Source organism: Paraburkholderia sp. Cy-641 (assembly GCF_011752945.1).
Taxonomy (GTDB): domain Bacteria; phylum Pseudomonadota; class Gammaproteobacteria; order Burkholderiales; family Burkholderiaceae; genus Paraburkholderia.
In genome coordinates this window covers 146,850-170,184 of sequence record NZ_VWWM01000008.1, presented here as the reverse complement: position 1 = coordinate 170,184, position 23,335 = coordinate 146,850, and the positions used below count along the sequence as shown (strand labels likewise).

The following is a 23,335-nucleotide window of genomic DNA, read 5'->3' as shown; positions in this document are numbered from 1 at the left end:
GCGAGAGCGTGTAGGTCCACGAGAAAGCGGAGAACACGATGCCCATCACGCCGGCCGACAGGCCAAGTTCCTTCGTGAGGCTCGGCGCGGCGATGCCGAGCACCGTGCGATCGAGGTAGTTGATGACAGTGCCGATCGCGAGCAGCGCGAGAATCGCGAAGCGGGCTCGCGAGCGGCGTGCCGGCGCAAGCGCCAGGTCCGCGGGTGAAGAAAGCGTTGTGTCAGGCTTCATCTTTGTCTCCGATATGGAAAGCGCAAATGTTGTCGATGCGTCTTTGCGTCTGTCATGCTCGCGAGCCGATGCGCGACATCCCGCCTCGGCTCGCGGTTACCCGGCACGCCGCGTGGCGCGCCCTGCCTTCATACGTCACGATGAACCGGGAAAAGCCGCGATCAACGCAGCCGTTCAGACGTTTTCCCAGTTGCCCGAACGAATGCTGCGCGCAATCGCTTCGAGCGTCGCGATCGTATCGATCGACTCCTGCTCGCTGCTGCCGTTCCAGTGCTCGGCTCCAAGCGCAACTGCGCGCGCATAGCTTTCCGCCTCGGCGAGGAAGCCGTTGCCGCCCGCCACGCTGATCGTTTCGCGCGGCGTCGTCGCGGGCACGCCGCGGCGCAGATGGATTTCGGGCAACCCCGCATCGGGCGGGCTGTTGAGGAAGGTCGTCTCGAGAATGCCGTCGGTGCCGGAGATCAGCGCGTGGCGGTGGTAGGCCGTGTTGAAGCTGCACGCGATCTGCGCGAGCAGGCCGCTCGGAAATTCGAGGTTCGCGATCACGGTGAGGTCCACTTTCGTGTCCGACCAGCGCGCCACCGCGTTCACGCGCGTGGGCTTTTCGCCGGCCACCATGCGCACCATGCTCATCGCGTAGCTGCCCGCGTCGAGCAACGCGCCGCCGCCGCGCTCGGGGTCGAGGCGGATATTGGCCGGGTCGCTGAACTTGACGCCGAAGCACGCGAACACGGTCTGCACGCGGCCGATCGCGCCTTCGTCGAGCAGGCGGCGCAGCGCGAGCGTCTGCTCCTGCGCGCGGTACGGATAGGCCTCGGCGAGAAACCGGCCGTTACGGCGCGCGGCCTCGAACATCGCGACGGTCTCGTCCTTCGAGATCGCGATCGGCTTTTCGCACAGCACGTGCTTGCCGGCATCGAGCGCCTTGATGACCCACTCGGCGTGCATCGTGTTCGGCAGCGGCACGTAAATCGCCTCGATGTCAGGATCGGCGAGCAAGGCTTCGTACGAGCCGTGCGCGCGCGGCACGCCGACTTCGCTCGCAAACTGTCTGGCCTTCTCGAGATCGCGGCTCGCGACCGCCACCACGTCGATGAGCGGCGAAGACGCGACACCGGCGATAAACGAGCGCGCGATTTTTGCGGCGCCAAGCACGCCGAAACGCAGAGGTTTGATAGTGTCCATGGTGTTCAGAAAATCCCGGGAAACAGGTTAGGAAGCAAGAGATTCGACACGGGCGCGCGGCGACGAGGCAGGCTCCCCGCCATGCGCTTCGTCGAAACCGAACAGCCGGCGCGGCGTGTCCCACTGGATTTGCCGCCGCACGTCGGCATCGGGCACGATCGTCTCGAACAGCGTCAGCAGCGGACCATAATCGAGCCGCTCCGGCGCGCGCAGGAACGGCCAGTCGGACCCCCACACGCAATGCTCGGGACCGAACGCGCGCAACAGCGCCTGCGCATAGGGCCGGGTGTCCTCGTACGGATGCGCGGTACGCGAGTACTTCTGCCAGCCCGACAGTTTCACGCACGCGCGGCCGCTATCGGCGAGACGCAGCAAGGCGTCGAAGCCGGCCTGGGCCACGCCGTCCACGCTGTTCGGCCGGCCGCAATGATCGACGACGAGCGCGGCCGGCTGGCTGGCGAGCCAAGGGCCAAGCTCGGCCATCTGGTCGCCCGCGACCTGAATCTGCGCGACCATGCCGAGGTCGGCGAGCATACCAAAGAGCGCGCCCGCTTCGCGCACGAGCTCGATGCCTTCCATCGCCGGATTGAACGCAACGCCCACCACGCCCGCGCGGCGCAACGCGGCAAGCTCGTCGCGGCTGATGTCGTTGTCGACCACCGCAATGCCGCGAAAGCGCGTCGGATAGGTTTCGAGCGCGTCGAGCAGGCAGCGGTTGTCGGTCCGATAGCCGCTCGTCGGACCGACCAGCAGCGCGTGGCGCACGCCATACGCATCCATCACGCGCACGAACTGCGCCGTGGTGCCGATTTCCTGCTGCGCGGGCCGATACGTGGTGTCGTCGCGATACGGAAAGCGGATCGGATCGAACACGTGGCAATGGCAGTCGATCTTGTCTTCGTCGAATAGGCTCATGGGCTGCTCCACTCAGACGGCCGGCGCCGATCCCGCCGCTGCGGCCGCGCGCTCGACGACGCGGCGCGCGCCGCGATAGGCCAGTTCGAGGCGCGCTTCGGCATCCAGCGCCGGCATCGGCATCTCGACGCTCAACGCCACCTGCGGCGGCACCGCGCGCAAGAGCGCTTCGAGCGGCAGCGCACCGTCGCCAGGGGCGAGCCGCGCGGTACGCGCTTCGAGAATCGCTTCGTCGTCGTTGGCCGGCAGCGTGGCGGGCGCATCGCACAACTGCACGAAGCCGACCGACTGCGGCGGCAGCGCGGCGACATCGTCCGGCGTGCTGCCCGCGCGCGACAGATGCAGCGCGTCGATCACCAGCCCGAGATTCGGATGCGCGGCGCGTTCGAGCGCCGCGCGCGCCTGGGCGAGCGTGCCGACATGGCGCCAGCGCATGAATTCCAGATCGATCCGTAATCCGAACGGTTGCGCGAGTTCGGCGAGCGCGGCCAGATTCGCGGCGAGCCGCGCCGCGTCGGGATCGTCGCCGGACACGCTCACGCAGCGCGCGCCGAGCCCGGCGGCCGCTTCGAACAACGGCGCGAACGAGGCGGCATCGAGCGTCGGCACGAGCGGAATGAATTCGACGTCGCACACGGTGACGCCCTCGCCCGCCAGCGCGTCGCGCAACTCGCGATGCGCGTCAGTGCCGGCCATCACCGGATACGCGATGCCGCCAGGCATGGCCGGATGCATGCGCAAGCCGACGCCAGCGAAACCGGCGCGCGCGGCGAGCCGCACCAACGGCGCGGGCGCGAACTCGAGCGCTGTCAAATGCGCGACGGCAAGCGAACGCGCAGGGTTTTGAGCGGGGTTCAATAGGTGGCCCTCCCGCCGGTCAAATCGAACGTGAAGCCGGTCGTAAAGCTGCATGCGGGGCTCACGATCCAGCTCACCATCCGGCCGACCTCTTCGATTTGCAGGAAACGGCCGAGCGGAATCTTCGCCTTGCTCGCCTCGATGTGCTCGGGCGACATCTCGCGGAACAGCTCCGTTTCCACCATCGCGGGTGCGATGCAGTTAATCATCACATTGTCGCGCGCGAGTTCCTTCGCGACCGCCTTGGTGAAGCCGATCACGCCGGCCTTCGCCGCCGAATACGCGGAGATGAACTGCACGCCTTCCTTGCCCGCGATCGACGCGACGTTGAGAATGCGTCCGCCGCCGCGCGCGCGCATATGCGGAACCGCGACGCGGCAGCCGTAGAACACGCTGTTCAGATCGACGTCGAGCACGCGCTGCCAGGTCTCCACCGGATACTCCCAGCTCGGCACCACCGGCCCGTTGATGCCCGCGTTGTTGACGAGAATGTCGACGTGGCCCAGTGCCGCGACAGTCGCCTCGAACGCGCTCTCGACCGACGCGTAGGACGACACGTCGACGGATTGCAGATGGTCCGGCTCGAAGCCGAGCTGCGCGGCGTCGCAATGGCTGACGTCGAGGTCCCAGATCGCGACGCGAGCGCCGTCCGCTTTCAGCTGGCGTGCGATGCCAAGCCCGATGCCGCGCGCCGCGCCGGTGACGATCGCGACCTGGCCGTCGAATGAGTGGCTCATGGAGAACGTTTCCTTTTGAGGTTGCACAAGAGTTCGGGGAGAAGAATTCACACCGCGGAGGTTCACACCGGGGCCGCCGTGCTCTTCAGCACGATCCGCTTGATGTCGCCGACCACGAATACGTAGGACAGCGCACCGATCAGCGTGACCGCCGAAATGAAGGCGAGCGCGTAGACGAACGAGCCGGTTGCGTTGACGATCAGCCCGATCACGAGCGGCGTGACGATGCCGGCCGCGTTCGCGAACAGGTTGAAGATGCCGCCGCTCAGACCGAGCAGACCCTTCGGCGCGATGTCGGAGACGATCATCCAGGCGAGCGCCGACATGCCCTGCGCGAAGTACGCGACGCACAGGATCGCGATCACGGCCGCGGTCGAATCGACATAGTTGGCGAGCGCAATGCTCGAGGCGGCCAGCAGCCCGGTAATCACCGGCAGCTTGCGCGACCAGTTCAGCGAGATGCCGCGGCGCAGCATCGCGTCGGAAATCCAGCCGCCGCTCAGCGTGCCGACCGAGGCGGCGATGAACGGCAGCACCGCGACCATGCCGACCTTGAGCCACGGCATGTGGCGCTCGGTGGCGAGATAGGTCGGAAACCACGTGAGAAAGAACACGTTGGTCGAATTGCAGGCGAACTGGCCGATACAGATGCCGAGCATGCTGCGGCGGCGCAGCAGCGCGCCGATGTCGGACCAGCGAAATTGCATCGTCTCGCGGCTGCCGTCGACCACGCCGCCGCCGTCCGCGATGTAATCGAGTTCGGCGCGGTTCGCCGCCTTCGACTCATGCGGCTCGCGAAAGCGCAGCAGCCACACCGCGCCGAACGCCACGCCCACGGCGCCGACCATACCGAACAGCGCGCGCCATCCGTAGCGCTGTTCGAGCCAGAACAGCAGCGGGCTCAGAAACGCAAGGCCGACATACTCGGCGAACGTGTAGACGCCCGTCGCGCGCGCCCGTTCGCTCTGCGGAAACCAGACCGCGACCACCCGGCTGTTGGTCGGAAAGCACGGCGCCTCGGCCGCGCCGATCAGAAGCCGCATGATGAGCAGCGACACGAAGCCGGCCGCGAGCCCCTGAAACCCCGTGAACAGCGACCACAGCGTCAGCGCGAAGAAATAGGTCCAGCGCGTGCCGACCCGGTCGAGCAGCACGCCGCCCGGAATCTGCGCGGCGGTGTAGGTCCAGGAAAAAGCGGAGAAGATCACGCCCATCAGCGCGGGCGTCAGGCCCAGCTCGTGGCTCATGCTGGGGGCGGCAATGCCCGCGACGCTGCGATCGAGATAGTTGATCATCGTGCCGATCGCGAGCAGCGCGAGGATGCCGAAGCGCGCCCGCGTGCGTGCGGAGGCCGGCACGGCGGCACCGGCGCTCGCGGAAAACGTCGGCGGTGTCGGGGTCGGATTCATCGTGTCTCCATCGTTGATTTCTGCGGCGCCGCCGGCTTCGGGCGCTTCCGCGCAACCGGCGTGCGGTCTTCGAGGGAGATAGTAGGGAGTAACCGGCCTGCTGTCGTATGCCGAGTTTCAGCTATCCTATAACTTTTGGTTAATCGCCCCGCGCGCGGGATTCGCGGGAGGAGGAAGGATGCGCTTCAAGCTGCGGCAAATGGAGGTATTTCGCGCCGTGATGCTCACGGGCTCGATCAATGCGGCCGCGAGAATGCTGTACGTCTCGCAGCCGGCCGTGAGCAAGCTCGTGTCGCACACCGAAACCACGCTGGGCTTGCGTCTGTTCGAGCGCACGAAGGGCCGGCTGATTCCGACGGCCGAGGCGCAGGCGCTGTTTCGCGAGGTCGAGCAGGTCTATCAGTCGGCGCTGCGCGTCGACGAATTCGCGCGCGCGCTCGCGCTCGGCCCGGCGAGCCTGTTGCGCGTCGCGTGCAGCCCGTCGCTCGCGACCGCGATCGTCGCGCCGGCCATCGTCGAGCTGAAGCGCAAGCTGCCGGGCTTGCGGGTCGACTGGCACACGACGCTGATGGCCGAAATGCCGCTCGAAGTGCTGAGCAAGACCGTGGACGTCGCGGTCACCTCGATGCCGATCGAGCACGAGCATCTCGACGTCGTGCCGTTCATGCGCGGGCGCATGGTCTGCGTGCTGCCGCCCGGCCATCCGCTCGCGGAACGCAGCAGCATTGCGCTCGCCGATCTGACCGCCGAGCCGATGATTCTCTTCAGGCGCGACATTCCGTTCGGCACGACCATCGTGCGGGGCTGCCAGCATGCCGACGTCGAACTGACCTCGGTGGTCGACGTGACGCGCGCCGATCAGGCGCTGGCGCTCGTGCGCGGCGGCCTCGGGCTCGCGATCGTCGACGAATTCGCGGCCGCCGAGGGCGATTGCATCGTGCGGCCGCTGACCGAAAACCTCGAAATGACTTCGACCTTCGTCTATTCGAAATTCTCGCCGCCGACCCGCAACGCGATGCTGCTGATGCAGGCTATCTATCGGCGCGCCGAGCAGCTGGAGCGGCAGATCGGCAGCATGCCGGACGACATGGCCTAGCGCGGCACCTCACGGGCACACGGGCACACGGTTGCGCCCGCTCAAAACACGCCGCTGCGTGCATCGGCGCCCTTGCGGTAGTCGCGGTTCGTCTGCTCCGGATTGCGGTTCACGAGCGGCCGCGCATACAGCGGATGATGCAGGCTCCGCACCTCGTGTTCGAGTTCGAAGCAACGCGCTTTCGACGACGGATCGACGATCTCGGCGAACCGGTACTGGTGCGGCTCTTCTCCGTAAGCCGTGCCGTACTCGACGAGGCGCGCATGGGGCTCGGCAAAGCGCGCGGCGTAAACGGCGATGTGATGCCCGTCGTAAGGCGGAATCGGCCCGGACGTTTCCACATACAGCAGTTGCTGATGCGTTCCCACGTCGATCACCGCGCAGGGCGAGCCGCCCTGCTCCCGCGTGGCGACGTTCGCATGGAAGACGTCCGCATAGAAACGCGCGATGGCTTGCGCGCTGCCAACGGGCACGTCGAGCTTCACGTATGCCATGCCGAGATCGATTTGCGACCACGGCGCGTCGGCGGGCCGGCTATGCGGGTCGAGACACTCGTAGCGATTTCCCCAGGGACAGGTCACGTCGATGCAGCCCGCGCGCTCCGTCCAGCCGAACCCGGTGCCGGCGAGCAGCGGTTTGACCGCTTGCAGACGCGCCAGCAGCGCGTCGAGTTCGCCGACCACGAGGCCGACGCTGCCGCGCAGGCACTGTGCCTTGCCCTGCGGCAGGTGGATCTGCGAGCGGCCGATGTTGATCCACATGTTGTTCACGCCGGTCATCAGGAACGGATCGCGCGTGAGGCCGAGTCCGCTGACGTAAAACGCCGTCGCGAGCACCTGGTCGGGAATCGTCAGATTAATGTGTTCGAGCAGGATCAGATTACCGGTGTCGTCGTGCGCGTAGGAGTGTTCCATGAGATCGGCCTTGCGATTGTTGAACGAGTCTATGACGGGAAACATGCGGGAAATTATGCCTCAGCATTGCCCGGCACCGAATTGGACGCGTCCGGGCAATATCGAAGACCGGGTTTCGGGACATGAGAATCCGCCCACGTATTCTTTCGCTTGAAAGCCGATTCATACGAACTGCTATTTATTTTCATCTGCCCGTTATTCGACGATGAAAACATTATCCCGATGTCGTCGAACGGACGTTCCATCTCTCCGAATTGCCCTGCTCACGGCACGCCAGGCCTGTTCCCTGTCAGACATTAGAACAAACATATCGGGCGTCTTACGCCGGCATGGATAAGGTTTTTGCAAGCATTCGCAATTGTCGAAGCAAGTATTTATTCACCGTATTCCTTACGATCCTGATCTACGCGTTGCATGTAAATGAATGTCACAGGCTCGACACGAATCCATTTCTAGAATGAAGGCGCGGGACTGGTAAAGGCCACGCACAAGCGCGGAACCGAGGCAATAAAACCTTGATTGCAAAGGAATGACCAACATGGAACAAACGGTAGCCGCATCTTCCCTGGGGCGTGTCACCACGAAGTCGGTTCAGGACTATATCGACGAATGTCCGATCTGGCCCGACGGCACCCGCCTGACCTCCACGCCGATGACGGCGATGCAATGGCGCATCTGGTCGCTCGCCGCGGCCGGCAAGTTCTTCGAAGGCTTCGTGGTGTTCATGACGGGCGTCGCTTTGCCGCTGATCTCGCGCGAGTTCGGCATCGGCGCGGCGCAGAACGGCCTCGTCTCCGCCGCGAGCCTCGTCGGCATCCTGGTCGGCGCGCTGGCGCTCGGCGGCATGTCCGATTACTTCGGCCGCAAGCGCATGTTCATCATCGAGATGATCCTGTTTTGCGTATTCCTCGTGCTGCTGACCGTCTGCGCCAATTTCATCTCGCTCGTGGTCTGTCTGTTCGGGCTCGGCGTCGCGCTCGGCTGCGACTACCCGACCGCGCACATGATCATCTCCGAGAGCATTCCGAGCGCGAGCCGCGGCAAACTCGTGCTCGGCGCGTTCGGCTTCCAGGCGCTCGGCGCGCTCGGCGGCACCGCGGTCGGCTATCTCGTGCTGTCGATCCTGCCGACGATCGAGGCATGGCGCTGGATGTACGCGACCGCCATCATCCCGGCGGTGATCGTCACGCTCGGCCGCTTCTTCATCACCGAGAGCCCGAGCTGGCTGCACGTGCGCGGCGACGTCGAAGAAGCCGAGCAGGCCGCGCGCCGGCTGCTCGATCGCCAGCCGCAATACCCCACGCACATCGAGCTGCCGCGCGAAGCGGAAAGCGCCGAAAGCCACGGCGATTCGAAGTCGTTCCTCACGCTGTTCTCGAAGCAGAACCTGCGCGCGACGATCTTCTCGTCGGCGCCGTGGTTCCTGCAGGATCTCGGCACCTACGGGATCGGCATCTTCACACCGACGATCCTCGCGATCGCGCTCGGCAGCAAGCCGGACCACGTGCGCAGCATCAGCGATCTGATCATGAACGACATCCTCGCCGCGAAGGGCGCCGCGCTGACCACCACGCTGCTGATCGTCGGGATTCTGTTCGCCGTGATGCTCGCCGACAAGGTCGGCCGCGTGAAGCTGCAGGTCTTCGGCTTCATCGGCTGCGCGGCGGGCCTGTTCGTCGCCGCGCTGTCCGGCAGCTTCGACGGCAACAGCAAGACGACGCTGATCTTCGCGGGCTTCATGCTGTTCAACTTCATGACCAACATCGGCCCGAACGCGCAGACCTATCTGCTCGCGGGCGAAGTCTTCCCGACCCGGATTCGCGGCGCGGGCGCGGGCTTCGCGGCGGCGGTCGGCAAGGTCGGCGCGATCATGACCGCGTTCCTGTTCCCGATCCTGCTCGCCACGATCGGCACCAGCACGCTGCTGTACTGCCTCGTCGTGACCTCGCTGTTCGGCGCGGTCGTCACGTGGATCTTCCGGATCGAGACGACCGGCGTGAACCTCGACCGCATCGGCCAGTAAATGGGCCAACCCGTCGGCCAGTAAAGCGGTCGACAAGCAGCCTCATACCATCACGAACACCCGCGCTGGCCCGACGCGGCCAGCGCGCTTCGATACACGACAGAGGACACGATGAGCGCAGCACAACGCAACCAAACCGTCGCGCGCATGACGGCCTGCCTCGCCATGGCGCTCGCCGCCGCGATGCCCGCCGCGCACGCGCAGCAGGTGACGCTGACCGAGACCGGCTCGACGCTGCTCGCACCGCTCTTTTCGACCTGGAGCGAGGCCTACGCGAAAACGCATCCGGGCGTGCACATCAGCGTCGGCGCGACCGGCTCCGCGGCCGGGATCGAGCAGGCGATCGCCGGCAAGGTCAACATCGGCGCCTCGGACGCCTACATGTCCGACGCCGACGCGATGAAGCATCCGCAGATCATCAACGTGCCGCTCGCGATCGCCGCGCAGACGGTCAACTACAACCTGCCGGGCCTCAACGACACGCATCTGAAGCTCGACGGCCCCACGCTCGCCGGCATCTACACCGGCGCGATCCATCAGTGGGACGCACCGGCGATCGCCGCGCTGAATCCGGGCGTGCATCTGCCGCATCACGAGATCGTGCCGGTGCGCCGCGGCGACGGCTCGGGCGATACGTTCGTCTTCACGCAGTTCCTGACGTTCTCGACGCCCTCGTGGGAAAACTCGCTCGGCTACGGCACCACGGTCGACTGGCCGACGGTATCGGACGCGGTTGCCGCAACCGGCAACGCCGGTATGGTCAACGCCCTGAAGACGACGCCGTATTCGGTCGGCTATATCGGCGTGAGCTACGCGAAGGACATCGCCGCAGCCGGGCTCGGCACCGCCGCGCTGAAGAACGGCGCGGGCGAATTCGTGCTGCCGACGAAGGCGACGATCACCGCCGGCGCGGCCTCGCTCGGCGTGCGCACGCCGCCTGACGAGCGCCTGAGCCTCGTGTTCTCGCCGGCCGCCGGCACCTATCCGCTCGTGAACTACGAATACGCGGTCGTGTCGACGAAGCAGCCGAGCCCCGAGCTGGCCGCCGAGATTCGCAAGCTGCTCGAATGGTCGATCGTACCGTCGGATGAAAACGCGGCGTATCTCGAAGCCGTGCATTTCATTCCGCTGCCGCCGCATACGTGGGAGCTCAGCATCACGCAGATCGAGTCGATCAGGTAAGCGCCATACCGCCACCGCATCGCGCCTGCCTCACCACTCGAAGCCCCTTTGCACGACACGGCGCCTCATGCCTGCCCGCGCTCGCGCGGGCAGGCATCCCTTCATGCGGGACCTTTTCTGTTTTCTGTCCGATACGATGAACGACCTCGCCAACAGCAGCAACGAACAGCAATCCGGGCGCCATCACTACCGCTTCCATCTGCCGCACGTTCACCTGACCTCGGTGTTCGGCGACGACTGGTTCGCGCTCAAGGCCGAACAGTTCGCGCGATTCTTCGGCACGCCGACCTTCCTCATAGGGCAGACGGTAGTCGTGCTGGTCTGGATGATCGTGAACCTCGCCGGGTGGACCAAGTTCGACGCGTATCCGTTCATTCTGCTGAATCTGGCCTTCAGTCTTCAGGCAGCCTACGCGGCGCCGCTGATTCTGCTCGCGCAGACGCGCCAGGCCGATCGCGACAAGATGCATGCCGATGCCGATGCATTGCACCGCGAAGCGTTGGCGCAAGCGAGTTCGCAGCGCCAGGAAGCGATGGCGCAGCAGACCGCGCAACTGGTCGCGCTGCTGGAGCAGAACACGGCACTCACCACGCTGACCAAGCAGTTGAGCGAACGCATCGAGGCGCTCACGGTCGAGCTGCACGCGAAATTGTCGCCCGTCACGAAGTCCGATCACTAGGCTGCGCGAGCTCGACCGAACCGTAGCAGATAACCCTCACGTATTCGACACCCGACGAACCGCGGAACAGAACGCTTCATTTCCGCGAACAGATTGCATCGACCGACAGGAGCCCTATCGATGAGCGAGCATGACACGAACCCCACGAACGCCGACGCAACACTGCATCAGCGCCTTCAGGCCGACCTGATCGACAGCTGGGACGAAGAGCTGGAGATGGAACTCGACGACCAGCGCTTCGGCGTACCCGGCACGTCCGACGACGCAGCGCGCACGAGCCGGCGGCATTATTTCCGCGAACTGTTCCGCCTGCAGGGCGAACTGGTCAAGCTCCAGGACTGGGTCGTCAAGACGGGGCACCGCCTCGTCGTGGTCTTCGAGGGACGGGACGCGGCCGGCAAAGGCGGCGCGATCAAGCGCATCACGCAGCGCCTCAATCCGCGCGTGTGCCGCATCGCCGCCCTGCCCGCGCCGACGAGCCGCGAGCGTACCCAGTGGTATTTCCAGCGCTACGTCGCGCATCTGCCGGCCGCCGGCGAAATCGTGCTGTTCGATCGCAGCTGGTATAACCGCGCCGGCGTCGAACGCGTGATGGGTTTCTGCACGGACGAGGAATACGAGGAGTTTTTCCGCTCGGTGCCCGAGTTCGAACGGATGCTCCAGCGCAGCGGCATCCAGATCCTCAAGTACTGGTTCTCGGTCACGGACGACGAACAGGAAATGCGCTTCCAGGCGCGCATTACCGATCCGCTCAAGCAATGGAAGCTCAGCCCGATGGACCTCGAAAGCCGCCGTCGCTGGGAAGCATATACGCACGCGAAGGAAGTCATGCTCGAACGCTCGCATATCCCCGAGTCGCCGTGGTGGGTAGTCGACGCCAACGACAAGAAGAGCGCGCGCCTGAACTGCATGCACCATCTGCTGAACCAGGTGCCGTATCTCGAGACCGAGCACGCGGCCATCGATCTGCCCGCGCGCGTCCATCACGAAGACTACATTCGCCACCCGGTTCCCCCCGAGATGTACGTGCCGAACATGTACTGAACGGTAGTCGCCATACCGCGCCCGTCGATGGCGCGGTAGGCGCCGGTTCTGCACGATCTGTCGGGCTCACTCGCAGCGCGGCCTTTCACGAGGCTGCCGCTCGCCTCCTGCCCCTCATCCATCATCCGCCATTCATAAGGATTCCCATGGACCTCGCCTCGATCCACAAAAACGCCTTTGCGATGCCCGTTCATAACCCCGCTTATCCGCGGCCGCCGTATCGCTTCATCAATCGCGAATACTTCATCATTTCCTATGAGACGGACCCCGACGCGCTGCGCGCCGTGGTTCCGGAGCCGCTGCATCCCGAGAACAATCTCGTGCATTACGAATTCATCCGCATGCCGGATTCGTCGGGCTTCGGCGACTACACCGAAAGCGGCCAAGTCATCTCGGTGCGCGACCAGCACGGGCATATCGGCAACTACACCCATTCGATGTACCTCGACGACGAAGGCCCGATTGCCGGTGGCCGCGAAATCTGGGGCTTTCCGAAGAAGCTGGCGAGGCCGACGCTCGGCGTCGACGGCAACGACACGCTGCTCGGCACGCTCGACTACGGCACCCAGCGCGTCGCTACCGGCACGATGGGCTTCAAGCACGTGCCGCTCGACGTCGAGGTCGAACGCAAAAAGCTCGCGGACACGCCGAACTATCTGCTGAAAGTGATTCCGCACGTCGACGGTTCGCCGCGCGTGTGCGAGCTCGTGCGCTTCTTCCTGCGCGACGTGAGCGTGCTCGGCGCGTGGTCGGGTCCGGCCGCGCTCGAACTGCATCCGCATGCGTTGGCGCCCGTGGCCGATCTGCCGGTGAAGCGCGTGGTCGGCGCGCGGCATGTCATCGCCAATCTCACGCTCGATATCGGCGAGGTCGCGCTCGATTATCTGGTTCCCGTGGAGAGCGTGAAGCTCGCGGCCAATCTGTAACGCTTCGTGAATCAACAAGATCAAGAAGATCAACAAGAAGGAAAACGATATGTCATTGAACAATAAAGTCGCGCTCGTGACCGGCGCGGCAAGCGGTATCGGCGAACAATGCGCCTACAGGCTCGCGAGTCTCGGCGCGGCGGTCGTGATCGCCGACCTCAATCTCGACAACGCCCAGAAGGTGGTCGCCAGCATCGTCGCCACGGGCGGCAAGGCGCTGGCCGTGGCGATGGACGTCACCAGCGAAGCAGCGGTCAATGACGGGGTGGAGCGTGCGGTGCAGGAACTGGGCAGTCTCGACGTGCTGGTGTCCAACGCCGGCATCCAGATCGTCGCGCCCATCGAAGACTATGCGTTCGCCGACTGGAAGAAGATGCTGGCGATCCATCTCGACGGCGCCTTTCTCACCACGAAGGCCGCGATCCGGCACATGTACGCGAGCGGCAACGGCGGTTCGATCGTGTATATGGGCTCGGTGCACTCGCATGAAGCGTCGAAGCTGAAGTCGGCCTATGTGACAGCCAAGCACGGCTTGCTCGGGCTCGCCCGCGTCGTGGCGAAAGAAGGCGGCCCGCGCGGCGTACGGGCGAATGTCGTGTGCCCCGGCTTCGTGCGCACGCCGCTCGTCGACAAGCAGATTCCCGAGCAGGCGAGAGAGCTCGGCATCTCCGAAGCCGACGTCGTGAAGAACGTCATGCTCAGGGAAACCGTCGACGGCGAATTCACCACGGTCGAGGACGTCGCCAATACGGTAGCGTTCCTCGCGAGCTTCGAGTCGTCGGCGCTCACCGGTCAGTCGGTGATCGTCAGCCACGGCTGGTCGATGCGATAAGGGGTACGTATGACCGGTACAAGAAAAATCGGCGTGCAGCCGGAGGTGTTCCCGCTGCCGCGCTACGACGAAATCGCCCTGGTGCTGCAAGGCGGCGGCGCGCTCGGCTCCTACCAGGCCGGCGTCTATGAAGGCCTGATGCAGGCGGGCGTCCATCCCGACTGGATCGCCGGCGTGTCGATCGGCGCGCTCAACACGGCGATCATCGCCGGCAACGCGCCGGAACACCGCGTCGAGGCGTTGCGCGGCTTCTGGAATTCGATCTGCCATCCGGCGGACTGGCTCGGTGGCCTCGGCAGTTGGGCGCTGCCCCGCATCGGGTTGCAGGATCTGTCGCGCAAATGGGCCAGCATCTGGGCCGCGGGCCGGGCGCTGACCGAGGGCCAGCCCGGCTTTTTCGCGCCGCGCTTCCCCTTGCCCGTCGCGGGATTCGAAAAGAAAAGCCCGAGCGGGGTCAGCTACTACCACACCGCCGAATTGAAGAAAACGCTGTTGCAGTTCGCCGATTTCGACCGGATCAACGACGGCGAGATTCGCGTCTCGGTGGGTGCGGTGAACGTGCGGACCGGCAACCTCGTCTACTTCGACAACACGAAAATGCGCCTGACCCCGGAGCATTTCATGGCGTCGGGCGCGTTGCCGCCGGGATTTCCGGCCGTCGAGATCGACGGCGAGTACTACTGGGACGGCGGCCTCGTCTCCAACACGCCGTTGACCGAAGTGCTGCGCGATGCCGAGCACAAGGACACGCTGGTCTTCCAGGTGGACCTGTGGAGCGCGAGCGGCAATACGCCCGGCGACTTCCTCGACGTGTCGGAGCGCGCCAAGGACATCCAGTATTCGAGCCGCACGCGCGCGATCACCAGCATGCTCGCGGAGCGCCAGAAGCATGCGCGCTTCATCAAGGAACTGCTTGCGCATGTCCCGGCCGAGATACGCAAGACGGACCCGCTGTTCCGCCTTGCCGAACAGGCCGCCGACGGCAGCGCGATCAACGTGGTGCACCTCATCTACAAGAACAAGCCGTACGAGGGTCACTACAAGGATTACGAGTTCAGCATGGACACGATGCAGGAGCACTGGGAGAGCGGTCTCGACGACATTCGCGCTTCGTTTGCCCATCGGGAGTGGTTCGATGTGCCGAGCCGCGAACAGGGCTTCGTGACGCACGATGTGCATCGGCCATCCGGTTCGGTTCCGGAGTCCGAACGAAGCGTGCCTGAACTGGTGCTGCATACGGAAAGAAAGGACGCGGCCTGAGCGGAGTTGGCGCGAGGCGTCGGCGGCAAGACCGGTGCTGCGGCAGCCGGTCGCGGACGCTTCGATATCCGCTTCGACGTCACTTCGGGCCGCGATCGCCCAAGCCAGGGCGATCGCGGGCCACGCTTCGAAGCCAGCCCAACAGTCAGGATAACTGGAGATGAGCCGGTGGGCCGTTCCATGAAAACGGTCCACGTCAATCGGCTATGCGAGAATCACGCACTATTCCCATCGGCCAGGCGAGCGACAGCCATGAACCCACCCCTGATGAACCTGACGGCCCCCCAACTTTCCGGCGACGCGACACTCTGGTTTTCGGCCTATGCCTTCGGTTGGGGATACTGTGCCTTCGCGCTCCCTGCCGAAACGGTCCGCGAAAAACTCGGCGCGGCGAACGAGACGCCGAAGCAATTGATGCTCGCGTTCGAACTCGGCAAGCGCCGGCTTTTGCAAGCCGTCGAGCAGAAAGTACTGCCCATTACCGGTGAACGGATCACGCTGTCGAGCGCCGATCTCTGACGGCGGAGCGGACCGGCGCGGCGGCGGCGCGCTTCAAGGGCTTCGGGCGATCCCGGCGCTTCAGGCAGAAGCCGAAGGGAGATCAAGTCTCACACACCCCGCCGGCCCCTACACCCGCTTACCGCCGCATCCCTCGCCGGCTCCCCCGCCTCACCCCGCCGCGTCCGAAACCGCCGCGATTTCCGGCGCAATCCGCGCCGTATTCAGCGTATGCCGCGCGATCATGCCTTCCTCGTCGGTCGGCACGCGCAGCGCGAGCACCCGCGACAGATGGGACGAGATCACCCGTTCGTTGGCATGGTTGCGCGCCTCGTCGATCTCGACGCCGATCCACGCCATGCCGGCCAGCACCCGCTCGCGAATCGGCGCCGCGTTCTCGCCGATACCGCCCGTAAACACGATCGCATCGAGCCCTTCGAGCGCCGCCGCGAGCCCGCCGACTTCGCGCCGGATGCGCGACACGAAATAGGCGATCGCCTCGTTCGCCTCGGGACTCCCGGACGCCAGCAATACGCGCATATCGTTCGACACGCCGCCCGACAGCCCGAGCAGCCCCGAGCGCTCGTAAAGCATCGTCGAGATTTCCTGCGCATCCATGCCCTGCTGCATCAGATACAGCAGCACGCCGGGATCGACCTGGCCGCAGCGCGTGCCCATCGGCAGGCCGTCGAGCGCGGAGAAGCCCATCGTCGAGGCGATCGAGCGGCCGTCGCGCATCGCGCACATCGACGCGCCGTTGCCCAGATGCGCGACCAGCACGCGGCCCCGTGCATGATGCGGGTAATGCACGCGCAGATAATCCGCGATGTACTCGTACGAGAGCCCGTGAAAGCCATAACGGCGCACGCCCTGATAGAACAGCTCGCGCGGCAGCGCGAAGCAGTCGTTCAGAAACGGATGCGCGCGATGAAACGCCGTATCGAAGCACGCGACCTGCGGCACCTCGCCGAACGCCTCGCGCGCGGCATCGATGCCGGCGAGGTTGTGCGGCTGATGCAGCGGCGCGAGCGGCACGAGCAAGCGCAACTGCGCGATCACCTCGTTCGTGATGAGCACGGGCCGATCGAACAGCATGCCGCCATGCACGACGCGATGCCCGATCGCGCTGATGACCGCGCCGGCCATCTCGCGGGCGATCCATTCGATGATGGCCTGCAACGCATCGACATGGTTCGGCGCGTCGATCGAGGCGTCCCACTGATGCTGCCCGTCGTCCTTCGCCTTGAAACGCGACGCACCGCCGATCGCCTCGACGAGCCCGGTCGCGCGCCGTCGCAGTCCGTCCACGTCGTAGAGCGCGAACTTGATCGACGAGGAACCGGCGTTGAGCGTGAGCAGCGCGGCGCCGGCGGTGTCCTGCCGCAGTGCGGCGCTCATGACAGATTCTCCCTGGCGTTGTCCGCCGTCACGTCCGCGGCCATTGCGTCCGCGGCCGTCACCGCGCTCGTGCCTTCGCGCCGCCAGTGGTCGTAAAGAATCGCCACCGCGCACGACGCGAGGCGCGCCTGGTCGTTGTCGGCGCGGCTCGTCAGCATGACCGGCACGCGCGCGCCGACCACGAGCCCGGCCGGCTGGGCGCGCGAGACGAACGTCAGTTGCTTGGCCAGCATGTTGCCCGCTTCCAGATTCGGCACGATCAGCACCTGCGCCGCGCCCGCGACCGGCGACACGATCTTCTTCGTGCGCGCCGCGGCGGCGTCGATGGCGTTGTCCATCGCGAGCGGGCCGTCGACGAGCCCGCCCGTGATCTGGCCGCGATCCGACATCTTCGCGAGTATCGCCGCATCGAGCGACGAAGGTATGCTCACGTTGACCGTCTCCACGGCCGAGAGCACCGCCACACGCGGCAACGGCACGCCGCACGCGCGCGCGAGATCGATCGAGCTCTGCACGATGTCGGCCTTGGTCGGCAGATCGGGCGCGATGTTGATGGCCGCGTCGCTGACGAAGAGCGGATGATCGAGCGTCGGCACGTCGAGCACGAACACATGCGAGATGCGCCGTCCCGAGCGCAGGCCGCCGTCCTTCTTCACGACGTGCGCGAGCAGTTCGTCGGAATGCACGTTGCCTTTCATGATCGCGCGCACCTCGCCCGCGTGGACGAGCTGCACGGCCTTCGCGGCAGCCGCCTCGTGATCGGCCGCGTCGATGACGGGCACCTCGCCGAGCGCTTCGCCGCACTCCGCCGCCGCTTCTTCCAGACGCGCCCGCGCGCCGATCAGCACCGGCGTGATGAGGCCGCGGCGCATCGACAGCAGCGTGCCGCGCAGCGAGTTCGGATCGTCGGGCCACACGACGGCGGTCGGCAGCGGCGGCAGACTCGCCGCGATCTCGATGAGCCGCGTGAAGTGATCGTGCTGGTCCATCAGCAGCGCGGGGCGGTCCGCTTCGTTGGTCACGACGCGATGCAGCGGCGCGAGCACTTCCGCGCGGCCTTGCGCGACCATCTCGCCGTCGACCACCTCGACGCGGAATTCGAGCATCGCGCGCGGACGCTCATGCTTCTCGAGCACGCGCACCGTCACCCGCAACGTATCGCCGACGCGCGCGCGCTCGCCGAATTCGAACTGTTGCGCGAGCAGCAGCGTGCCTGCGCCCGGCAGCAGATTGCCGAGCACGGCCGAGACCAGCGAGCCGATCCACATCGACGGCGCGACCGTGTCGCTCTTGCCGTCGCCATCGACGTCGATGCCGGGCATATGCATCGGATTCAGATTGCCCGACGCATGCGAGAACAGCACGATGTCGCGCTCCGCGACGACGCGCTCGACGACGGCTTCGTCGCCGGCATGCAGTTCGTCCCAGGTCCTGTTGCTGTGGCTTTCTTCCATGGCGCTCGTCCTCGTCGTTTCAGGTGATCCAGGTTAGTCCGTCGCGTGGCCGTTCAGGCGCGCCCGCGCCTGCTCGATCCAGCCCTCGCGCATCACGCGGCCGCGCGCATTGAGCTTGAGGTCCAGCCATGCCGCCTCTTCCGGCTCCAGCGCCGCGAGTTGCGCGTAACACTCGATACCCAGTTGATGCAGCTTCTCCGCCATGCGCGGGCCGACACCCGCGAGGCTTTCGAGATCGTCGGGCTGTTCGCCGTGGGCGCGCGGCTCGATCTTCGGCGCGCGAGGCACCGGCGTACCGGCAACGGCGAGCGCGGGATGGCCGGCCGCCTGCGCGTCCGTGGCCAGGTCGGCCGCGAGCGCGGTCCGCGCGACCGGGCCCGTCAGCGCCGCCGGTCCGGGACCGGCTGCAAACGCTGCGGCCCCCTGCATGCCGAGCATCTGCTGGAAGCGTTGCAGCAGCACCAGCGCGGCCGGATGCATCGTCTCGACGGAACCCGAGACGTCGACCACGGCGGCGAGCGCCGTGCGGCGCTTGTCTTCCGTGTCGAGCAACAGCGGCAGCGTGGCAAGCGCCTGCTGCGGCTCCAGATCGACGATGATCTGCTGCTGGCGCAGCAGCTTCGCGAGCGCCGCTTCGTCGAAATGGCCGAACCGGTCGGTATGCGTGAGCATGTCGAGCACGCGTTCCATGCGCGAGCGGCGCAGATAGCCGCGCGCCTTCGACATCAGCCCGAGCATGCGCACCGCGCCCTCGGCCGCGCCGCCTTCGGTCATCGCCTCGAGTGCGGTGCGCACTTCCGGCAGCGCGCGCAGGTCCTTGCCGCGGCGATGCTCCGCGCCCTGCAATTCGTGGTGGCCGATGCCCTTCATCAGCGGCGAGCCGTAGATCGCGTGGAAGACCGTTTCGCGCCAGCCGTCGCGCATGCCGCGATACAGATTGAGCTGGTTTTCGACGACGAGCGCGCCGATGCGCTCGAACGCCGCGAACGGATTGTCCAGATCGACGGGCTGACGCTGCGCACGTGCCGTCGCAGCCCACGCCTCGACCGGCTTCATGAGCGGATTCTGGTCCGAGAAGAGGCTGCGGCGCAGACGGATCGGCTGGAAATCGCGCGCGGCCTGCGCGGACTCGGGCGTGACCGCCGTGCGCACGAACGGACGCACGGCCAGCTCGTACAGCTCGGTGCCCATTTCCGACAGACGCGCGACGGACGCGAACAGCGCTTCGTCGTCGCGGCCGTCGTCGATGCCGAGCAGATCGTCGATCGTGCGGGCCTCGAAGCGGATATGCACGCGGTCGGCGGCATCGTCGAGCTTCATTTCGTAGAGGCCGGGCGGCAGGCCGTCGATGGCGCGCAGCGTCTCGGTAATCGCGTCGTGCTCGCGCGTGGCGACCTTTGCCGATACGAAAATGCCGAGATGGCCGATCGACTGATGGATCATGTACACGATGCGCTGGCCGCGCATCTTGATCTCGTCGACGTTCGCGTAGAGGTCCGCGATCCAGTTGAGCGCCTGTTGCGGCGGCGTGATGTTGTCGCCATGCGAGGCGAACACGACGATCGGCGAGGTGATGCGGCGCAGGTCGATGGCCTCGCCGCCGAGCCGCGCTTCGCCGCGCGCGAGCCGGTTGCCGACGAACAGGTTCTCGACGATCCAGCGGATTTCGGCCTCGTTCATCAGATGGAAACCGCCCCACCAACGCTCGAAGCCGAGATAGCGCGACGCTTCCGAGTCGATGTGCGAATACAGGTGGTAGTACTTTTTGAACAGATGGTTGGCCGGGTCGAGACCCTCGAAGTTGAGCACGAGCCACGCGCCGTCGAACACGCCGTTGCCGAGGTCGGACATGACGAGCGCCGGCAGTGCGCCGCCGGACAGGCCGCCCGTGTAGCGCATCGGGTTCTCGCCGGTGCGGCCCGCCCAATACGACATCGGCGCGCCGTTGACGACGACCGGACCGGCCAGATCCGGCGCCGATGCCGCGAGCAGCATTGCGGCCCAACCGCCCTGGCAGTTGCCGATCACCGCGGGCCGGTGCGCGTTCGGATGACGGCGCGCGATCTCGCGCAGGAATTCGACTTCGGCGTCGCGCACGTCGGCCATGGTCTGGCCGGGTTCCGGCACCGGACGGAACACGACGAAGTAGACCGGATGGCCGCCCTTGAAGGCCTCGCCGACCTGGCTGTCCGGCTTGAAGCCGCCGATGCCGGCGCCGTGGCCCGCGCGCGGATCGATAATCATGAACGGCTGCTTGTCGTCGTCGATCGTCACGTCCGCCGGCGGAACGATGCGCACGAGCGAATAGTTGACCGGCGCCTCCAGTTCGCGGCCGTCGATCAGGAGTTCGTACTGGAAATCGAGCACCGGCGGCATGCCCGCCTTCAGATGCTCGACGTAGTTGTTGCCGCGCTGGCGCAGCGTGTCGAGCATCAGCACCTGGCGCTGCACGGCGTCGGTCAGGTAGCCGATCCAGTCGGCCATCCAGCTGGCCGGTGCATTCGAGGCCCGCGCGTGCAACTGCTTTAGCTCGTGCTCGATGCCGTGCTGCAGTTCGTCGGCGAAAGCGGCGGCCGCGTGGCGCACGCGGCTGGCCTGGTTCCACGCCACTTCCGACACGGTATTGCCGAATTTACGCTGGTCGGCGAAGGCGCGCAGCAGGGCTTCGCCGCCCTGCCAATAGCGCCCGTACAGCGTTTCGAGAACGTCTAAGCCTTGATCGACACGGCCATCCATCATCGTTTTCTCCATGACTCGTTAGCGTGCGGGTCGGCTCTTTGCGGAGCCAGGCGATCGTGAGCGCGGGGCTCGCCAATCCGCATCACAGTAGTGACGTGTGGTGACAGAGAAGTGAATGCGCGGGATCGTCAGGGCGACTCGCGCGATAAGGCATGGAATGGCGGGGAAATTGGCGGATCGTTCTTTGGGGGGTGGGGGCGAAGTTCGGTGGGTGGCCCGTTGGTAGCCGGTTCGTGGCCGATTGGTGCGGCGTGGTCACGGCTCGGACACCGGAATGTCATTGAAGGGGTGGTAGCAACGGCATGGCCTCATCGGCAGCGGCGTCGAACCGCGATGCCGTCGATTGCGCGACCATGCCGTCACGGTGCTGCTTGCGCCTCGCGCTTACGCTACCGCCGCCGGACTCAGCGCGGCCAACGCCACCGCGTCCGCGCCGGCGGGCAAACGAATCGTGCTCGACGGGTCGTGCGCCGCGCGCCACACCGCTTCCGCCACATCCAGCGCCTGAGTGACAGGCCCGGACGATTGCGCCCATCCCGCGAAGACGCTCTGCGCCAGATCGGCGTAGGCATCGGGAAGGCCGCCCATCCGGGCTCGCGCGTTTTCCCCGAAACGGGTTTCCGGCGCTCGCCCCGGCAACACGAGGTTAACGCGCACGTTGAACGGCTCAAGTTCCAGCGCCAGCGATTCGGTGAACGCGTTGATCGCCGCCTTGCTGGCGGTGTACACCGAGAGCAGATGCAGCGGCTTGAACGTCACACTCGAGGTGACGTTCACGATGACCCCTGCCTGGCGTTGCCTGAATTGCGGAAGCACGGCGTGGGTCATCGCCATCGTGCCGAACGTATTGGTCTCGAAGACCTCGCGCACTGTATCCATCGAGGTGCCTTCAAAGGCATTCAGCAGACCGATGCCGGCGTTGTTGACCAGCACGTCGATCGGCCCGGCGGCATCCACGGCGCGGCGAATGCTTTGCTGGTCGGTGACGTCGAGCGCCAGCACGCGCAGATTCTCGGAGCGCGGCAGCACACCCTCGCGCGGCGTGCGCATCGTGGCGATGACCTTCCAGTCACGATCGAGAAAGTATTGGGCGGTTTCGAGGCCGAAGCCGGACGAACAGCCTGTGATGAGGATGGTTCCCATGCGTGATCCCGGTTGTCTGTGGAACCGACACAATAGACGCGCGGACGCGGACTGCCTACAATCAAAGGTCCACATTTCGCCTTCATTCGTCCACCATGATCGACCCGCTTGCCGAGGTGGTCACGTTGCTTCAGCCGAGGGCCGCGTTCTCGAAAGTGGTCAGTGGCGCCGGGGCCTGGCGCGTTCGCCGCACGGAAGCAGGCCGCCCCTTCTACTGCGCGCTGCTCGGCGGTTCGTGTCACCTCGCCGTCGATGGCCATGAGCCGATCACGCTCGTGGCAGGTGATTTCGCGCTGGTTGGCTATAGCTCGGCGAGTACGTTCAGCATCGCGTTCACGCGTCATGTCGGGCTGCCGCCTCGGCGGTATATGCTGGAGCGGGGGGAATTGGTGCGGTAGTGGGGGTGGGTTATGTGATGCGATGTGTCGAACGTCGGCTCGGACTCGGGTCGACGTGGTTTCAGACCGGACGGTGGTTTAAGTCGGGATGGCAAATGGGACGGTGTTAATCCGGGTTCTTGGTTTTTGTCGCCGCTTCTACCGCCAACCTGTCTTGCAGGTTGGCGGTAGTTCAGGAACAACGTCCTGATTTACTCCCACTCGATTCTCTATCGGGCCTGCGAAACCAGCAACGACGGGCGATTGGGACGATCCGTGTAAGCATGATACCGTAAAGCGTACCGCTCTACGTGCTCCTCTGCGTGCTTACATTGTGCGAGCTGTTATGGCATCGCAAAATTTCTCCGGCCCGGTTCTTCCGTCTGAAGTTGTTCAGGGACGTCCGCCCGTTGACCAAACACCCACCTCTCTCG

20 protein-coding genes and 1 pseudogene are annotated in these 23,335 nt (G+C 65.6%); 10 read left to right on the top strand and 11 right to left on the bottom strand.

Features of this window, described 5'->3' with window-relative positions; translation table 11 throughout:
• The 6 genes and pseudogenes from F3J20_RS07030 to F3J20_RS07005 all read right to left on the bottom strand — a co-directional run.
• Positions 1 to 232, bottom strand: a pseudogene (locus F3J20_RS07030) (MFS transporter); the annotation flags it as partial.
• A 174-nt stretch (positions 233 to 406) separates the two neighbouring features.
• Complete coding sequence (locus tag F3J20_RS07025) at positions 407 to 1,417, bottom strand: Gfo/Idh/MocA family oxidoreductase (protein WP_167046158.1); 1,011 nt, start codon at positions 1,415 to 1,417, stop codon at positions 407 to 409.
• A gap of 27 nt (positions 1,418 to 1,444) precedes the next feature.
• Positions 1,445 to 2,332 carry an amidohydrolase family protein gene (locus tag F3J20_RS07020; RefSeq protein WP_167282707.1) on the bottom strand — a complete coding sequence of 296 codons (888 nt, stop codon included), beginning with the start codon at positions 2,330 to 2,332 and terminating at the stop codon, positions 1,445 to 1,447.
• 12 nt (positions 2,333 to 2,344) lie between these two features.
• On the bottom strand, positions 2,345 to 3,145 hold the full coding sequence (locus F3J20_RS07015) for a TIM barrel protein (RefSeq protein ID WP_240162718.1): 801 nt from the start codon (positions 3,143 to 3,145) through the stop codon (positions 2,345 to 2,347).
• A 41-nt stretch (positions 3,146 to 3,186) separates the two neighbouring features.
• A complete protein-coding gene (locus F3J20_RS07010) occupies positions 3,187 to 3,927 on the bottom strand; it encodes an SDR family NAD(P)-dependent oxidoreductase (protein WP_167046167.1) in 741 nt (246 codons plus the stop codon).
• A gap of 62 nt (positions 3,928 to 3,989) precedes the next feature.
• Complete coding sequence (locus tag F3J20_RS07005) at positions 3,990 to 5,336, bottom strand: MFS transporter (protein ID WP_167046170.1); 1,347 nt, start codon at positions 5,334 to 5,336, stop codon at positions 3,990 to 3,992.
• Positions 5,337 to 5,514: 178 nt separating this feature from the next.
• On the opposite strand from F3J20_RS07005, the gene F3J20_RS07000 reads away from it, so the two are divergent.
• Positions 5,515 to 6,432: a LysR substrate-binding domain-containing protein gene (locus tag F3J20_RS07000; RefSeq protein WP_167282705.1), complete on the top strand. Its 918-nt coding sequence runs from the start codon at positions 5,515 to 5,517 to the stop codon at positions 6,430 to 6,432.
• Between the two features lie 41 nt (positions 6,433 to 6,473).
• Here F3J20_RS07000 and F3J20_RS06995 read toward each other — a convergent pair whose 3' ends face one another.
• Positions 6,474 to 7,346: a glyoxalase/bleomycin resistance/dioxygenase family protein gene (locus F3J20_RS06995; protein ID WP_167282703.1), complete on the bottom strand. Its 873-nt coding sequence runs from the start codon at positions 7,344 to 7,346 to the stop codon at positions 6,474 to 6,476.
• 538 nt (positions 7,347 to 7,884) lie between these two features.
• Between F3J20_RS06995 and F3J20_RS06990 the strand changes: the two genes are divergently transcribed.
• The 8 genes from F3J20_RS06990 (at position 7,885) to F3J20_RS06955 (ending at position 15,811) form a co-directional block, all read left to right on the top strand.
• Entirely contained in the window at positions 7,885 to 9,369 is a 1,485-nt protein-coding gene (locus F3J20_RS06990) for an MFS transporter (RefSeq protein ID WP_167282701.1), read from the top strand.
• Positions 9,370 to 9,480: 111 nt separating this feature from the next.
• Positions 9,481 to 10,551 (top strand): phosphate ABC transporter substrate-binding protein PstS, encoded by a 1,071-nt coding sequence (gene pstS, locus F3J20_RS06985; protein ID WP_167282699.1) that lies wholly within the window; start codon positions 9,481 to 9,483, stop codon positions 10,549 to 10,551.
• A gap of 103 nt (positions 10,552 to 10,654) precedes the next feature.
• Positions 10,655 to 11,230 carry a DUF1003 domain-containing protein gene (locus F3J20_RS06980; protein ID WP_240159141.1) on the top strand — a complete coding sequence of 192 codons (576 nt, stop codon included), beginning with the start codon at positions 10,655 to 10,657 and terminating at the stop codon, positions 11,228 to 11,230.
• Between the two features lie 120 nt (positions 11,231 to 11,350).
• Positions 11,351 to 12,274: a polyphosphate kinase 2 gene (gene ppk2, locus F3J20_RS06975; protein WP_167046182.1), complete on the top strand. Its 924-nt coding sequence runs from the start codon at positions 11,351 to 11,353 to the stop codon at positions 12,272 to 12,274.
• 146 nt (positions 12,275 to 12,420) lie between these two features.
• Positions 12,421 to 13,200 (top strand): acetoacetate decarboxylase, encoded by a 780-nt coding sequence (locus F3J20_RS06970; protein WP_167282697.1) that lies wholly within the window; start codon positions 12,421 to 12,423, stop codon positions 13,198 to 13,200.
• A 49-nt stretch (positions 13,201 to 13,249) separates the two neighbouring features.
• On the top strand, positions 13,250 to 14,032 hold the full coding sequence (locus F3J20_RS06965) for a 3-hydroxybutyrate dehydrogenase (protein WP_167282695.1): 783 nt from the start codon (positions 13,250 to 13,252) through the stop codon (positions 14,030 to 14,032).
• 9 nt (positions 14,033 to 14,041) lie between these two features.
• Positions 14,042 to 15,292 carry a patatin-like phospholipase family protein gene (locus F3J20_RS06960; RefSeq protein ID WP_167046190.1) on the top strand — a complete coding sequence of 417 codons (1,251 nt, stop codon included), beginning with the start codon at positions 14,042 to 14,044 and terminating at the stop codon, positions 15,290 to 15,292.
• Between the two features lie 267 nt (positions 15,293 to 15,559).
• Positions 15,560 to 15,811: a hypothetical protein gene (locus tag F3J20_RS06955; RefSeq protein ID WP_240162717.1), complete on the top strand. Its 252-nt coding sequence runs from the start codon at positions 15,560 to 15,562 to the stop codon at positions 15,809 to 15,811.
• Positions 15,812 to 15,961: 150 nt separating this feature from the next.
• Here F3J20_RS06955 and F3J20_RS06950 read toward each other — a convergent pair whose 3' ends face one another.
• From F3J20_RS06950 to F3J20_RS06935, 4 genes are all read right to left on the bottom strand, one after another.
• Entirely contained in the window at positions 15,962 to 17,188 is a 1,227-nt protein-coding gene (locus F3J20_RS06950; RefSeq protein ID WP_167282693.1) for an acetate/propionate family kinase, read from the bottom strand.
• The gene (locus F3J20_RS06945) at positions 17,185 to 18,642 is read right to left on the bottom strand and encodes a bifunctional enoyl-CoA hydratase/phosphate acetyltransferase (RefSeq protein ID WP_167282691.1); all 1,458 of its coding nucleotides are present in this window, start codon (positions 18,640 to 18,642) and stop codon (positions 17,185 to 17,187) included. The genes F3J20_RS06950 and F3J20_RS06945 overlap by 4 nt, the downstream gene beginning before the upstream one ends.
• Before the next feature lie 33 nt (positions 18,643 to 18,675).
• Positions 18,676 to 21,381 carry a DUF3141 domain-containing protein gene (locus F3J20_RS06940; protein ID WP_167282689.1) on the bottom strand — a complete coding sequence of 902 codons (2,706 nt, stop codon included), beginning with the start codon at positions 21,379 to 21,381 and terminating at the stop codon, positions 18,676 to 18,678.
• Between the two features lie 384 nt (positions 21,382 to 21,765).
• A complete protein-coding gene (locus tag F3J20_RS06935; protein ID WP_167282728.1) occupies positions 21,766 to 22,524 on the bottom strand; it encodes an SDR family oxidoreductase in 759 nt (252 codons plus the stop codon).
• Between the two features lie 95 nt (positions 22,525 to 22,619).
• Here F3J20_RS06935 and F3J20_RS06930 point away from each other — a divergent pair, with 95 nt between their 5' ends.
• A complete protein-coding gene (locus tag F3J20_RS06930) occupies positions 22,620 to 22,922 on the top strand; it encodes a cupin domain-containing protein (RefSeq protein ID WP_167282687.1) in 303 nt (100 codons plus the stop codon).
• The last annotated feature ends 413 nt before the right edge of the window (positions 22,923 to 23,335 follow it).